Here is a 14,541-nt window from a genome sequence, read left to right as displayed (position 1 = left end):
CGGTCAGCGCAGCACGTCGTCGAGCCTGATCGCCTTGAGCCGGCGGGCCCGGAAGTCGCAGTACCACAGGCTGTAGCCGTCCCAGGCCATCCCGGTCGGGGCGCCCTCGACCCGGGCCGTGCCCACGATCCGCCCGGCCCGGGTGTCCACGGCCCGCACCAGCCCGGTCTCGAAGTCCGCGTACACCACCGTCCGGTTGACCACGGTCAGCCCGGACGGCGAACCCTCCACCGGGATCTCCAGTTGCACGGTCATCGTCTCGAAGTCCCGCAACTGCACCACCGCGGGCCCGCGCAGGCACATCCACAGGCCGTCCGCCGACGCCTCCGTGCCGCACAACCGGCCGCTGGGCGGGGTGACGGCCTTCGTGCCGACGACCTCGCCCGTCCGCGGGTCGACCAGGACGAGGCGCTTGGGCCGGTCGCCGACCTGGCACAGCACCCCGTCGTGGTGGGTCAGGTCGGCGCGGACGCGGTCGCACGCCAGCTCGCGCACCACCTCGCCGAAGCCCGGCTCGATCGCCCAGATCCTCCCGGCGTCCTGGTCCGACTGCCACAGCAGGCCGTCGAACCAGGTGAGCCCGCACAGGTAGCTCCCCGGCGACGGCAGCGAGCGCACCACCGGGATGGTCGTCGGCGCGGTCACGGCGCCGGCTCCAGCCACAGGTTGGACAGGTCGAACCACCGGTCGATGGTCGGCATCGCGATGGCGTTGCGGACCCGCTTGCCCTTGAGGTGCGGGATGGTCGGCGCGTGCTCCAGGATCGGCACGATCGCCGCGTCCCGCATGACCAGCTCGTCCACCCGGTGCCAGATCACGTGCGCCCGGTCCTCGTCCACGGTGGCGAGCGCCTGGTCGATCAGCCGGTCCACCTCGGGGTTGCTGTAGCAGCCGTAGTTGCTGGTGCCCCTGGCCCGGTTGGTCTGGAACATCGGCTGCAGGAACGCGCGGCCGTTGTCGCCGAACCAGTCGGGGGTCCACGACGGCGAGGTCAGGTCCCACGCGCCCGCCTCGGCGTTGGCCGGGTCCTGGAGGTAGGCGTAGTAGTCGGCGTGCCCCATCGGCAGCAGGTCGACGGTGACCCCGGCCCGTTCCAGGTCCGCGGCGCAGGACTTGGCCACCTCGGGGTTGGCGTCCACGTCGCGGTGCAGGTACGTCAGGGTCAACCCGTCCGGGTACCCGGCCTCGGCCAGCAGCGCGCGGCACCGGTCCGGATCGCCCCGGTCACCCGGCGTCGGGTACAGGTCGAACGGCTCGTACCCGGCGTTGCCCGCCGGGATCGCCGAGCGGGCCGCCCTCATCACCGTGCCCGCGGCGAGCCGGTCGTAGATGTCGAGCACCGCCATCTTGTCGAACGCCCACGCCAGTGCCCGGCGCACCTCCGGCTTGCCCAGCGCACCGCCGTTGTTCGGGCTCACCGTGTTGAACACCAGGTACGGGTTGAGCGCGTAGCCCAGCTCGTTGCCCGGGTCGGTGGGGTTGGCCTCGTACGGCTCGGTGACCGGCGAGGCCCACGACAGGTCCGCCGCACCGGAGTTGATCTTCCTGCCCACCTCCACCGGGTCGGCCCGCTCCATGACCACCTCGACGGCGTCCACGTGCTGGTTGCGCACGTCGTCGGTGCTCTTGTCCCACACCGGGTTGCGCTCCAGCCGCAGGTACCGGCCGTGGTCGTAGTCGACCACCCGGTAGGGGCCGTCGGAGCGGACCTCCCGCCGGAACCGGTCGCTGTCGGGCACGAGCGCGTCGTACTCGACCGGCGCGGCGGAGGCGAACGGCATCGCCAGGACGTGCAGGAAGTCGGCGGCCGGGCGGATCAGCTCGAACACCAGCGTCCACTCGTCCAGCACGCGGATGCCGCTGATCTCGTGGCTGTCCTGGAAGCCCGCGAGCTCGGCGGCCGACGCGTCGGGGTGCGGCACGGCGGCCGCGTACGCCGCGGCGAACTCGGCCATGCCCCGGATGGTGCTGGTGAAGTAGCCGATCGCGCCGGCGCCGCACACCGGGTTGCACATCCGCTTGAAGCCGCGGACGAAGTCGTGCGCCGTGACCTCGCGCGGCGGCGCGGTGTCCCACCGCACGCCGCGGCGCAGGCGGACGGTGTAGGTCAGGTGGTTCACGCTCAGCCCGGCGTTGTACGTCGTCGGCACCTCGGCCGCGACGTCGGGCACGGGGGTGATCGCGCGCCAGTCCCGCAGGTCCGCGACCGCCGGGTAGGTGAACAGCTGGCGGGCGAACAGCCGGGTGATCTGGTGGCCGAGCGCGTAGTAGGCCGACGCGGGGTCCAGGTGGTCCATGCTCCCCGGCCCGTAGAGCCGGAGGGTTCCCCCGCGCCGCGGTTCGCTGCTGCTCATCGCTGGTGACCTCCGGGTCAGGACATCTCGTCCGCGAGCCGGGCCATGACCTCGAGCGCCCGGTCGATCTCGTCGTGGTGGTTGAACAGGTGGGTGCAGACCCGGGCCGCGTAGTGCATGTGCGGTGAACCGGGCACGTCGAACTCGACCCACCTGATCCAGATCCGGTGCTCGGACTCCAGTCGGTCGACGAACCTCATGATCTTGTTGATGTTCCAGGCGTCCTCGGGGGCGCGGAACGGCTTGAACGCGACCAGCGGCGCGTGCAGCCGCGCGTCGTGCAGCGGGGAGTACAGCGCGGACTCCCCGAAGAGCTGCACGACCCTCCGCTTGGCGTACCAGCCGAGTTCCAGGGCGCGCTCCTCGATGCGCCGCCTGCCGATCCGGTTCCAGACCTCGCACGCCTTGGCCAGCGCGGCGGCGCGGGCGATGCTCGCGCTGCCCGCGCTCTGCAGGTAGTCGCCCATGTTGCAGGTCTCGACGGACGTGGTGGTGCGCTTGGGCATGTCGCCCACGAGCGGGTACCAGGTGGAGACCACCGGCCAGAACCGGGGCAGCGGCAACGGGTTGTGCTCGGGGAACACCTTGTTGCGCACGTACAGCAGACCGGTCCCGAGCGGGCCGCACTGGAACTTCGAGCCCGAGCCCGCCAGGAAGTCCAGGCCGAGCTCGCGCAGGTTCACGTCCAGCACGCCCGGCAGCAGCGCACCATCGGCGATGGTGATGACGCCGTGCCGTTGGGCGAGGTCGCACAGCGCGCGGATCGGCATCCGGGTGCCGGTGAACAGCGTGGTCGCCGCGAAGGCCATCACCTTCGTGCGCGGGGTGAGCGCGGCCTCGAACGTGGCGACGACCTGCTCGGCGGTGACGTCCGGGCCGGACGGCAGGGTGACCAGGTCGACCCGCACCCCGAAGCGGTTGTGCGCGAGGTTGAAGTTCGACAGCACCGAGAAGCACTCGTGGGAGGTGGTCAGCACGGCGTCGTCCGGACCGAGGTCGAGGCCGGCGATGATCCGTGAGATGCCCTCGGTGGCGTTGTGGCAGATGACCAGTTCGTCCTGGTCGACACCGAAGTCCGGGGCGATCCGCGCCCGGTAGTCGGGGTAGAGGCTGGGCGGGTAGATGTTGGCCAGGCCGCCCGCCCACTCCCTGGTGACCTGCTCGTAGGTCTCCGCGACCTCGTGCGGTATCGCGCCGATGGTGCCCGTGTTCAGGTGCGTCGTCGTCGGGTCGAGCGCGAAGATGTCCCGGATCCTCTCCCACGACGCGGAGGCGAGGTCGGTGTCGACGTCGAAGTCGATGCTCAAGGCCACGGTCCGTCCCCTTCGTGCGACCGTTCGGACACCAGTGCGGACCACCCGGGCCTCACGCGGAGGACGACCCGGCCATCCGGTCGCCCGCGTGCGCGGGGATGTAGTCGTTGCTCGCGTACCAGTCGCCGCGTCCGGCCGGGAGCAGGTCGAGCACGTTCCACACCGGGTTCAGCAGGTCGATGCCGCGCTCGGTGCCGTCGAAGTGGTTCGCGGGCAGCGAGTAGAGGTGGCGCACCAAGCCACCCTCGTCGCGCAGCACGCTCACCATCGGCCGCTGCTCCCCGTTGGGCCGCTCGGCGTTCAGGTCGGCGTTGAAGGTGGTGCCGTAACTGGACAGGAGGCGCAACCCGGACCAGCCACGCCGATCGGCCCAGGCGCGCAGCTTGTCCAGCGGTGCCTTGGCGATCACCACGAACGCCGTGTGCTGGGCCAAATGCGTGGCCACACCGCGCAGCCCGTCCACCCACATCGAGCACATGGGGCACGCGGCGTCGTGGTCGGGGTGGAACATCAGGTGGTAGACGAACACGGTGTCGTGGCCGTCGAACAGCTCGCGCAGCGGCGTGCGGACCGGGCCCTCGGGACCGTCCTCGGCCAAGTCGTAGTCGCGCAGCACCGGTCCGGGCGGCATCGCCCGGCGGGCCGCGGCGACGGCCTCCACCTGGTCGCGCAGCGCTCGTTCGGCCCTGGCCAGCTCCATGCGGGCGGCCTGGTACTCCGGGCTCGCGCCCGTCGGCCAGATCGGCAGGACGGGTTGATCCCGGGTGCCGCTCATCTCGCCCCTTCCACGTCGGCGGTGGGTCCGTCCGCAGTGGACGGCACGGTGGTGGCCCCGCGCACCGGAACCCGGGCACCGCGAACAAAGCGTTGCCCATCGGCGGTGCGCGGCACAACCACCGGGCCTTGCCCGATGGGGTGATTCGGCACCGCCGCACCGCGCAGGTCGTCGGGCAGCACGGGCTCCTCCAGCAGGTGGTGGAACCGGTCCGCGACGGTCTCGCCCTCGCCCCGGGCGTCGAGCCAGTCGGAGACCAGGCGCCTGCCCTCCACGTAGGCGGTCGTGTAGGCGCGCCAGAGGGGATCGGTCAGGAAGCGCACCACGTGCCGCGCTCGCGGCTCGGGCAGCAGCAGCCACCGCACCAGGTAGTCCACGACGTCCTCGGGCTCCGCGCCGCGGTCGTGCAGCATGATCGCGGCGTCCTGGCGCACGCCCAGCAACCTCCACCACGAGCGCATCACCGCCTCCAGCCGCTCGCCGTCGACCCGCAAGCCCTGCTCGGCCAGGATCGCGGCCGTCCACGCGCCCCAGCCGTCACCAATCGACCCCGCGAGCGCCATCTCGGCCACGCCCTCGGCGAGCAGGCACTGCGGGGTGTTGACCACGACGAGTGTGTGTTCGCCCTCGCCGCGCCGCTCGACCAGCCCGGCCTCCTTGAGGCAGTGCTCGGTGTGGTGGCCCGGGTAGGACTCGTGCGTGGCCAGCAGCGGCAGGGCGGCGAGGTTGCGGCCCGCCCGCGAGTCGAGCATGACCAGCGAGCGGTAGCCGCCGAGGTAGCGGTTGAAGGCGTTCCAGGGCTTGTCCCGCACCACCTCGTACCGGACGTGCTCGCCGTCCGGCAGTCGGTACCGGGCACGCACGAGCGGGCGCAGCGCGTCGGAGACCGACTGCACGGCGCGCTGGAGGTGCTCGGGGTCGACGGTGTTGGTGTCGTGGAACCGCTCCAACCGGGCACGCAGGTCGTCCGTGCCCGGCAGCAGGGCGCCGATCTCGTCGTGCGCCTCGCGGTAGCGGTCCTGGTCACCCGTCCCGATCTCGACGCCGAAGCAGTCCAGGACCTCGGCGCGGAACGGCACCGGCCGGCCGGACAACCGCAGGGCGGAGCACCTCATCGCGGTCAGGTGCGCGGCCAGGAACTGCTTGCGCCGATCGGGCAGGGCGCTGTCCGCCACGCGGGCCATGACCTCGGTGGCCTGCGCGGCCAGCTCCGCGGCGGTCGGCAGAGGTTCGTCGCGTACCTGCCCGGCCAGTTCCGGGTCGCCGAACCAGCAGTCCACGAAGCCGTCGACCATCCGGCCCAGGAGCAGGCCGATCCGCAGGTACGCGCGAACTTCCGGCTCGTACGTCGAACCCCCGCGGACCGGCATGACCGGAACGTAACCGGAGGGCGCGGAGTCGGCAATGCGAAAACGGCCCGCGCTCGCCGCCGCAGGAGGCGGACCGTCCACTCGATCAGGTGCCTTTAGGAACATATAGCAGCTGATACAGTCGAAGTGTTCGACAACCCGGCCCCCGGGAGGTTGTCCTGTTGTTCGAGTCTATTGTGGATCGAATACGCCCCGACGTGTTAGACCTCCGATTGGACAAGAACTTCTGCCTTGAGATCGCCGACGTCTACGACCGCGCGCCGACGTGGGCACCGGACCGCGAACTCGCCCGCAGCTACCGGGCGCTGCAGCGGGTGAGCCTGCGGCAGTTCGAGCTCGTCGTGGCCGGCGGCATCCGCGTCGAGCCGTGGCGCGGCGGCGGCCTCCCGTACCGCGATTCCGCCGAACTGCGCGGGCAGGTGCGCCGGACGCGGGTGCTGAAGCTGCACCTGACCGCCGATGGGCACGGCTCCGTTCCCGGACCGGACGACCACCCGATGCGCGCGGACTCGGGCGTCGAGGTCGACGGCGTGCGGTTGTGCCACAACGACGTGTTCCGGGTGGTGCACGACGTCTTCGGGCACGTGGCGTTCGACCAGGGCTTCGGCCCGCGCGGCGAGTTCACCGCCACCTACCTGCACGCGCGGATGTACCCGGTGTCCGCGCGGTCGGCGCTGTTCACCGAGCAGATAGGGCAGGTCTGCTGGTTCTTCTTCGGCCCGCACCTGCGGGACCGCTCCGGCGTGCCGCGCCCGCCCGGTGACGAGGGCTACGTGCCCGCCCGGCACAGGCCGTACCCGCAACCGAAGGTGTTCGCCTTCGACCGGCGCTACCTGGACCGGTTCGGCGCGCTGTTCACCACGGAGGAGTCGCGATGAGCCAGCTTCACCCGGGCGTGCTGCCCGCGACCGTGCGGGCCGACTTCCCGTTGCTGCGCGGCGAGGACGCGCCGGTCTACCTCGACAACGCCGCCACCACCCAGAAACCCCAGGTGGTGCTGGACGCCGTGGTGGACTACTACCGCACGGCGAACAGCAACGTCGGCCGCGGCCACCACCGGCTCGCGCTGACCGCGACCGACCGCTACGAGAGCGCGAGGGCCGCGGTGGGGCGCTTCCTCGGCGCGCGGCACCCCGAGGAGATCGTGTTCACCGCCAACACGACCGACTCCACCAACCTCCTCGCGGAGGTGGTCGGCAGGCGGGTCGTCGGCCGCGGTGACCAGGTGGTCGTCAGCGGCATGGAGCACAACAGCAACCTGCTGCCGTGGCGGCGGCTGTGCGACCAGGTCGGCGCGCGGCTGGTGGTGGCGCCCACCGACCCGGCCGGGCGGGTCGACCTGCCCGCCTTCACCGCGCTGATGGGTCCGAAGGTGCGCATCGTCGCGGTGGCCCACGTGTCCAACGTGCTGGGCACGGTCAATCCCGTCCGGGAGATGGCCGAGGTGGCGCACCGCCACGGTGCCCTGGTGGTAGTGGACGGCGCGCAGGCCGTCGCGCACCTCGCCGTGGACGTCGGTGAGCTGGACGCGGACTTCTACTGCTTCTCCGGCCACAAGGTGTACGGGCCGATGGGCGTGGGCGTGCTGTACGGCAAGCACGACCTGCTGGCGGACCTGCCACCGTTCCGGGTGGGCGGGGGCACGGTCAAGGGCGTCCGCCACGACGAGCCGGTGCACTACGTCCCGGCGCCGGCGCGGTTCGAGGCGGGCACGCCCGACGTGGCGGGCGCGGTGGGGCTGGCGGCCGGGCTGGAGTACCTGCTCGACCTCGGCGGACCGGCCGTCCGCGCCCACGACGAGAGCCTCGTCGCGGCGGTGCTCGAGGCGGTCGCGGACCTGGACGACGTGGACGTGGTCGGCGACCCGGGCGCCGTGCCGTGCGGCATCGTGTCGCTGTCCGTGCGCGGCATCCACCCCTACGACGTCGGCGGCCACCTGGACGCCCACGGCATCGCCGTGCGCTGCGGCGTGCACTGCGCGAGCACCTTCCTCGACAGCCTCGGCCTGGTGGGCACCGTGCGGCTGTCGTTCGCGGTCTACAACACGCTGGAGGAGATCGAGTACCTCCGGTCGGTGCTGAAGACCGTGCGGCCCGGCACGTGGACCGCCGAGCACCCCACCGAGCGCTTCCTCTGACCGCACCGACACCCGCGAGAGGGCCCATGGTCACCACACAGCTCGACCACATCCGGTTCAAAGAGGGCCAGCGGGTCCACTGGGACGCCATCAGCACCGGCTGGCTGTCCGTGCTCGACACGTTCGAGCGCGGCGCGGCGGTGGTGACCGCGCGGCTGCTGGAGTTGGGCGGGGTGGGACCGGGCAGTTCCGTCCTCGACGTCGGCACCGGTGTCGGCGAGCCCGCGCTCGCCGCCGCCGTCGCCGCCGGACCGACCGGGCGGGTGGTCGGCGTGGACCTCTCGCCCGCCATGGTCGATTTGGCGCGACGGCGCAGCGGCGGGATGGGCAACGTGGAGTTCCTGGTCGGCGACGTCGAGTCGCTCGACCTGCCCGCGAGCGGCTTCGACGTGGTGCTCGCCCGGTGGAGCCTGATGTTCGTGCCCGACCCGGCGGCGGCGTTGCGCTCGATCGCCGAGGTGCTCGCGCCGGGCGGTGTGCTCGCGGCGTCGACCTGGGGACCGCCCGAGACCGTGCCGATGCTCTCCCTCGGCTACCGCGTGCTCGCGGGGCGGCTGGACCTGCCGGCGGGGAAGCCGGGCGAACCCGGTCCGTTCAGCATGTCCGATCCCGAGGCGGTGGCACGGCAGTTGACCGAGGCGGGTTTCACCGACGTGTCGATCACCGAGGTGGAGGTGCCGTTCGAACTGGGCTCGCCGGAGTCCTACGCCCGGTTCACCGAGGCCGTCACCCCCGCGCGCATCCGGGAGCGGGCACGCGACCTGCTGGGCGCCGAGGAGCGGAGCCTGTGGGCCGACGTCGCCGCGGCGGCCGCCGAACGCCGCCGCCCGGACGGCCCGGTCCCGTTGCCGAGCACGGCCCTGTGCCTGCGCGCGACCGCCCCGACCGGATGAGCCGCCCGATGCGGTTCGACACGAAACTGGTCCACGAAGGGCAGCGGACGCGGCCCGGTGCCGGCGACGTGGTCCCGCCGATCCACGTCTCGGTGACCTTCGACCAGTTCGCCCAGGACCCGGCGCGGTACTACTACGCGCGGGGGGAAAGCCCGACCAGGGAAGACCTGGAAGCCTGCCTGGCGGCGCTGGAGGACGTGCGGTTCGCCGCGGTGTTCTCGTCCGGCCAGGCGGCCGCGTCGGCGGTGCTGTCCCTGCTGGAGCCGGGCAGCCGCGTGATCGCGTCGGACGACGTCTACGGGGGTACGTACGCGCTGTTCGAGCTGTGCCGCCGGCGCGGGGTGGACGTCCGGCAGGTCGACCTGTCCGACGTGGACGCGGCAGCGGCGGCGCTGTCCGGCGAGGTCGACCTGGTCTGGGTGGAGACACCGACCAACCCGTTGATGAAGATCGCGGACATCGCCGCGATCAGCGCCGCCGCCCACCGGGCCGGTGCCGTCGTCGTGGTGGACAACACCTTCGCCAGTCCCGCCCTGCAACAACCGCTCGCCGCGGGTGCGGACGTGAGCCTGCACAGCACGACCAAGTTCATCGCGGGCCACTCCGACGTGCTCGGCGGCGCGCTGGTGCTGGACGACCCGGCCCTGCACCGACGGCTGGTCGACCACCGGACGGTCGTCGGCGGCGTGCCCGGTGCGCTCGACTGCTACCTGGTGCACCGGGGCCTGAAGACGCTGTCGCTGCGGGTCGCGCGGCAGGTGGCCAACGCGCGGGCGGTGGTCGAGGTGTTGACGGCGTCACCGTTCGTCGGCGCCGTGCACTACCCGGGGCTGCCCGGCCACCCGCAGTTCGAGCTGGCCGCGCGCCAGATGTCGGCGCCCGGGTCGATGGTCGGCTTCGAGTACCTCGGCGACGTGCGCGAACTGCTGCGCCGCATGGAGCTGTTCGCGCCGGCGGTGAGCCTGGGCGGTGTCCGGTCGCTCATCGAGGTCCCCGCCTCGATGAGCCACCGGCCGGTGCCGGCCGAGGTCCGGGCGCGGGCCGGGATCGCGGACAACCTCGTTCGGCTGTCGTTCGGCATCGAGGACCCCGTGGACCTGGTGGAGGACCTGTCCGCCGCGATGGCGGCGGCCCCGCACGTGGAGAGGATCGGCGCACGATGACTGTGTTGCTGGACGGCGGGCTGGCGACGGAGCTGCACCGTGCCGGACTGCCGGTGCGCCGCCCGTGGTGGACGACTAGGGCGCTGCTGACCGACGCCAACCGGGCGGTGCTGCGCGACGTGCACGAGCGGTACCTGCGGTCGGGCGCGCGGGTGATCACCGCCGCGACGTTCCGCTGCAACGAGCGGGCGTTGCGCGCCAACGGGTTGCAGGCGGCGGGGCTGGGCTGGATGGTGCACGCCGCGGTCGGCGTCGCGCAGGCCGCGCGTCGCTCGGCGGAGGCGCCGGACGCACTGGTCGGCGCGTCGATCGCGCCGGTCGAGGACTGCTACCGCCCCGACCTGGTGCCACCGGACGACGACCTGCGCCGCGAACACGCCTGGTTGGCGACCGAGCTGGTGCGGGCACGGGTGGACCTGGTGCTCATCGAGACCATGAACACCCTGCGCGAGGCGCGGATCGCACTGGAGGCCGTCCGGTCGGTGGGCGCCCGCGCCTGGGTGAGCTTCGTGTGCGGGGACGGCGCCACGCTGCTGTCGGGGGAGGACCTGGGTCGGGCGGCCCGCGTGGTCGAGGAGGAAGGCGCGGAGGCCGTGCTGGTCAACTGCACGCCGTTCACGCGGACCGAGAGCTGCCTGGAAGCGCTGCGGGCGAACTGCGCCGGTGCGATCGGCGCCTACCCGAACCTGGAACAGCGCTCGGGCGGGCACTCCGACGAGCTGCTGCCCACGGCCGTCGAACCGGAGGGGTTCGCGGCCACGCTGAGCCGGTGGCGGACCGATTACGGCGTCGCCGTGCTGGGCGGTTGTTGCGGCAGCACCCCGGCCCACATCGACGCGCTGCGCGTGGCGCTCGGGGATCGCCCGCCGTCACACCCCGGTGCCGGCGGACGACAGGGTGAAGTCCTCGACCCGCAGGGCGGGCATGGCGGTCCGGTACTCCCGGTCGCCCCACTCCCTGGGTAGCGTCGGCTCCGGGCGGCCGATCTCCACGACGCGGGCCAGCAGCTCGACCGGGCTCTCGTCGAACCTGAAGTCGTGCGCCGTGCCCACGACCTCGCCGCCCTTCACCACGTGCACGCCGTCCCGCGTCACGCCGGTGAGCAGCAGCCGCGCCGGGTCCACCTCGCGCAGGTACCACAGCGAGGTCACCAGCAGGCCGTGGTCGGTGCCCGCCACCAGGTCGTCCAGCGTGCGATCGGTGGCGCGGCCGGACAGCACCAGGTTCCCGATCCGCGGCGTGCACGGCAGACCGGTCGACCGCGCCGCGTGCCGCGTGCCGACCAGGTTGGCCAGCGTCCCGTCGCTGATCCACTCGGTGCGGCGCAGCGGCGTGCCGTTGTCGAAGCAGGACGCCCCCGGCCCCGGTGCGCGGACGACGGTGAACGGCAGGCAGTCCAGACCGGGCGCGGCGGGGTCGCTCGCCAGGGTCAAGTGGGCCTCGGCGAGCCGCTCGCCGAGGCGCGTGCCGCCGTCCGGCCCGCTGAACACCGTGCCGCCCGCCAGTGCCTCCTGGAGGTCGGCGGCGCCGTGGAGGTGGATCATGAGGTCGGCGACGCAGGACGGTGCCAGGATGACCTCGTAGCGACCGGGGGACAGGTCGACGTGGTGGCGTGGCGCGTCCAGCCGGGCGGCGATGCCGGTGTAGCCCGCCAGCAGGTCCGCCTCCGCCGGGTCGGCCAGGTCGGCGCCCGCCCACCCCGAGGCGGTGTGGTCGGCCCGGTGCACGGTCAGGTCCAGCACGCCGCCCGGTTGCGCGTGGCACAGGCGCAGCCCGGAGGACGACGCGAGGTAGGTCGTGCGCACCTCGTGCTCGGCGTAACCGGATGCGGACTCGCCGCGCGCCCGCGCCCGGTCGAAGACCTCCGCCAACTGCCCCACGACCCCGGCCAACGCCGCCGAGGACGTCCCGGTCGGGGGTCGCGACCAGTGCCGTTCCGCGGCGGTGGGCAGGGGATGGGCGTCGGGTGCGGGCGCGGCCCGGCTCGCGGTGGCCCTCGCCTCCGCCACCGCCGACCGCACCGCGTCCCGGTCCAGCGCCCCCTCACGGGACACCACGCCGATCCCCGCCCCGGGCACCGACTCGATCACGGTGAGGGTGCGGCTGTGCACGACACCGTTGCCGATCACCGCGTTCCCCGCCCACCGCAGGTGCGCGGTCGAGGTCTCGTCCACGATCGCGATCCGGTCACCCCGGCCGGCCAGCGCCGACTCCGCGATCTCCTGGGGTGTCACCACGACCCCGCCGTGTTCCGCACCCGCACGCCCTGGAAGACCGCGGTCGGGCAGCCGTGGCTCACCGCGGCCGTCTGCACCGGCTGGCCCTTGCCGCACAGGTCGGCGCCGAACACCTGGTAGGTCCCCGCACCGCCGATCGCCGACAGCGCACCCCAGAACGCCCGGGTCTCCGACTGGTAGGCGACGCCGCCGAGCTGGCCGGCCAGCTCGCCGCGGCGGATGCGGTGCGCCTGCTGGGCGGTGAACTGGAAGTTGCCCCGCCGTGCGTCGATCGACCAGCTGTCGGACCCGACGAGGTAGATGCCGTCGTCGACGGCCGAGATCAGCTCCTCGGTGGTGGGACCGCCGGGAGCGGGCGCGAGCGAGACGTTGGGCATCCGCGTGATCGCGGGCCTCAGCGCCGACTCGGCGAACGCGCAGCCCACCGAGCGCGCCGCACCGGCGACGCGTGCGGTGCGGCGGTCGAACTGCGAGCCGACCAGCACGCCGTCGCGCACGAGGTCCCAGGACTGGGCGGCCACCCCTTGGTCGTCGTAGGCGACGGTGGCCAGGCCGTGCGGGGTGGTCCGGTCGGCGGTGACCGTCATCAGCGGTGTCCCGTAGCGCAGCCCGCCCACGTCGCCCGGGCGGACGAAGCTGGTGCCCGCGTAGGAGGCCTCGTGACCGAGCACCCGGTCCAGTTCCGTGGCGTGACCCACCGACTCGTGGATCGTCAGCCACAACTGCGACGGGTCGATCACCAGGTCGTACGTGCCGGGGACCACCGGCCGCGCGTGCTGCTTGGCGCGCAGCAGACCCGGCAGGGCGGCCAGTTCGGCGTCCCAGTCCCACCCCTCGCCGAGCAGGTACTCCCAGCCCCGTCCGGTGGGCGGCCCGACCGTGCGCAGCGCGGTGGACCCGCCGGCCACCACGACCTGCGGGTGCACGCGCACGCGTCGCTGCGCGGTGGACGTGCCCGCGAGGTCGGCGTAGAACTTGTCCTCCCGCACCGCGACGACCTTGGCGTGCACGTGCGCGACCCCCGGCGCGGCGAGCAGTCGCGCGCTCCACGCCGCCGGCAGGTCGGCGCGCTCGGCTTCGGGCACCGAGAACGGGTCGATCCGGAAGCCCGAGGACCAGGTGCCGTCGTGGACGGGCTCGGGAACGGGTTCCTCCTCCCGGCCGAGCGCCGAGCAGAACCTCGCCTGGTCGACCGCACGACCGGCGGTGTCGCGCGCCGACCGCGCCGTCACCTCGCCCGACGCGGCGAACCCCCAGGCGCCGTCGTGCCACACCTGCACCGAGAGACCGGTGACCGTGGAATCGTGCGCGGTGTGGACGGAGCCGTCGAACAGCACCAGCCGGCCGGTCCGCACGCGGTCGAGCCGGAACGACGCGTGCCGCGCGCCGAGCCGGCGGGCACCCTCCAACGCCGCCTCGGCGAGCAGGCGGGCGGTCGCGGTTGCCGTGCGGGATGAGCCGGACACCCCGTCGAAGCTAGAGCAGGAACCGGGCGAGCGAGAATTCGTTGCCACGAAAGGATGAACCGGCACGGCCGCGACTCCGCGGCCGGGGTGACGGCGGCCGCCGGGAACACCCGGCGGCCGCGTCATGAATCCGCTCACCGACTTCGACGGCTCACAGGCTGCCCGCCAGTTCGGTGCCGACGGAACTCGGGTCGTCACTGAGGTAGAACTCCTTGGTGGCGGCGGCGAACTCCTTCCGGGTCACGAAGCCGTCGTGGTCGCTGTCCAACCTGTCGAACACCGCCTGCGACTCGCTCTCGGACATACCGGCCTGGGTCTGCGCCGCGACCATCTCCTCCAGGGTGATCTTGCCGTCGCTGTCCGCGTCCGCCGCGTCGAAGGCGGCCAGGGAGAAGGGCACGGCGACGTTGTCCACGAAACCGGGGTCCTGGGCGGCGGCGGCCCACTCCTCCTTGCTGATCGCCTGGTCGCTGTCCCGGTCGGTGTGCCGCTGGATCCCCGCCCACATGTCGGAGGCCAGCTTGGCGAGCCTGGCCCCTTCGGGCGAGGCCGTGGTCACCCCGAGCGCCTTGCGCCACTTGTCGGCCAACGCCGTGATGTCGCTCTGGTCGATCCGACCGTCGTGGTCGGCGTCGAACCGCTCGAAGACCTTGTCGTACTTGCGTTGCTTGAGGTCGCTGGTCATCTGTCGTCTCCTTCACTCGACACACCGCCGGTGGCCCGTTCGCTCCTGGGCGGTGCGCGGCACAGTCCGGTCAAGCCGGGTGATCCGGAGTGATCACCGGCCGATCGTGGCCCGCGTGGTGCCGGGCGGAGTTGCTCCACCGGTGGCC

The 14,541-nt window shown here is 72.8% G+C and carries 13 protein-coding genes; 5 read left to right on the top strand and 8 right to left on the bottom strand.

What is annotated here, in order from left to right; translation table 11 throughout:
- Positions 1-3 precede the first annotated feature (3 nt).
- The 5 genes from B0I31_RS39155 to B0I31_RS39135 are packed head-to-tail and all read right to left on the bottom strand — an operon-like array spanning position 4 to position 5,812.
- A complete protein-coding gene (locus B0I31_RS39155; protein WP_106620437.1) occupies positions 4-645 on the bottom strand; it encodes an NHL repeat-containing protein in 642 nt (213 codons plus the stop codon).
- Entirely contained in the window at positions 642-2,354 is a 1,713-nt protein-coding gene (locus B0I31_RS39150; protein WP_106620436.1) for an ABC transporter substrate-binding protein, read from the bottom strand. The genes B0I31_RS39155 and B0I31_RS39150 overlap by 4 nt, the downstream gene beginning before the upstream one ends.
- A 17-nt stretch (positions 2,355-2,371) precedes the next feature.
- A complete protein-coding gene (locus B0I31_RS39145) occupies positions 2,372-3,667 on the bottom strand; it encodes an aminotransferase class V-fold PLP-dependent enzyme (RefSeq protein WP_219911009.1) in 1,296 nt (431 codons plus the stop codon).
- A gap of 52 nt (positions 3,668-3,719) precedes the next feature.
- Entirely contained in the window at positions 3,720-4,442 is a 723-nt protein-coding gene (locus tag B0I31_RS39140; RefSeq protein WP_106620434.1) for a DUF899 family protein, read from the bottom strand.
- Positions 4,439-5,812, bottom strand: a complete 1,374-nt coding sequence (locus tag B0I31_RS39135; protein ID WP_106620433.1) for a DUF885 domain-containing protein — start codon at positions 5,810-5,812, stop codon at positions 4,439-4,441. The genes B0I31_RS39140 and B0I31_RS39135 overlap by 4 nt, the downstream gene beginning before the upstream one ends.
- A gap of 197 nt (positions 5,813-6,009) precedes the next feature.
- Between B0I31_RS39135 and B0I31_RS39130 the strand changes: the two genes are divergently transcribed.
- From B0I31_RS39130 to B0I31_RS39110, 5 genes are read left to right on the top strand one after another with little or no spacing between them, the layout of a single operon-like run.
- The gene (locus tag B0I31_RS39130; RefSeq protein ID WP_219911008.1) at positions 6,010-6,690 is read left to right on the top strand and encodes a crotonobetainyl-CoA--carnitine CoA-transferase; all 681 of its coding nucleotides are present in this window, start codon (positions 6,010-6,012) and stop codon (positions 6,688-6,690) included.
- Complete coding sequence (locus B0I31_RS39125; RefSeq protein WP_106620431.1) at positions 6,687-7,949, top strand: aminotransferase class V-fold PLP-dependent enzyme; 1,263 nt, start codon at positions 6,687-6,689, stop codon at positions 7,947-7,949. The genes B0I31_RS39130 and B0I31_RS39125 overlap by 4 nt, the downstream gene beginning before the upstream one ends.
- Before the next feature lie 26 nt (positions 7,950-7,975).
- Positions 7,976-8,842, top strand: a complete 867-nt coding sequence (locus tag B0I31_RS39120; protein ID WP_106620430.1) for a class I SAM-dependent methyltransferase — start codon at positions 7,976-7,978, stop codon at positions 8,840-8,842.
- Between the two features lie 8 nt (positions 8,843-8,850).
- Positions 8,851-10,005 carry a trans-sulfuration enzyme family protein gene (locus B0I31_RS39115; RefSeq protein ID WP_106620448.1) on the top strand — a complete coding sequence of 385 codons (1,155 nt, stop codon included), beginning with the start codon at positions 8,851-8,853 and terminating at the stop codon, positions 10,003-10,005.
- Complete coding sequence (locus B0I31_RS39110; RefSeq protein WP_106620429.1) at positions 10,002-10,970, top strand: homocysteine S-methyltransferase family protein; 969 nt, start codon at positions 10,002-10,004, stop codon at positions 10,968-10,970. The genes B0I31_RS39115 and B0I31_RS39110 overlap by 4 nt, the downstream gene beginning before the upstream one ends.
- Here B0I31_RS39110 and B0I31_RS39105 read toward each other — a convergent pair.
- The 3 genes from B0I31_RS39105 to B0I31_RS39095 form a co-directional block, all read right to left on the bottom strand.
- Positions 10,875-12,242 carry a metallopeptidase TldD-related protein gene (locus tag B0I31_RS39105; RefSeq protein WP_106620428.1) on the bottom strand — a complete coding sequence of 456 codons (1,368 nt, stop codon included), beginning with the start codon at positions 12,240-12,242 and terminating at the stop codon, positions 10,875-10,877. The two genes, B0I31_RS39110 and B0I31_RS39105, sit on opposite strands and share 96 nt — an antisense overlap.
- Positions 12,236-13,708, bottom strand: coding sequence for a TldD/PmbA family protein (locus B0I31_RS39100; RefSeq protein ID WP_245950795.1), 1,473 nt, complete (start codon positions 13,706-13,708; stop codon positions 12,236-12,238). The genes B0I31_RS39105 and B0I31_RS39100 overlap by 7 nt, the downstream gene beginning before the upstream one ends.
- A gap of 151 nt (positions 13,709-13,859) precedes the next feature.
- Entirely contained in the window at positions 13,860-14,393 is a 534-nt protein-coding gene (locus B0I31_RS39095) for an EF-hand domain-containing protein (RefSeq protein WP_106620447.1), read from the bottom strand.
- Positions 14,394-14,541 lie beyond the last annotated feature (148 nt).

Origin of the sequence: Saccharothrix carnea (assembly GCF_003014735.1) — a bacterium.
Lineage (GTDB): Bacteria > Actinomycetota > Actinomycetes > Mycobacteriales > Pseudonocardiaceae > Actinosynnema > Actinosynnema carneum.
This window is presented reverse-complemented; position numbering and strand designations above follow the sequence as displayed.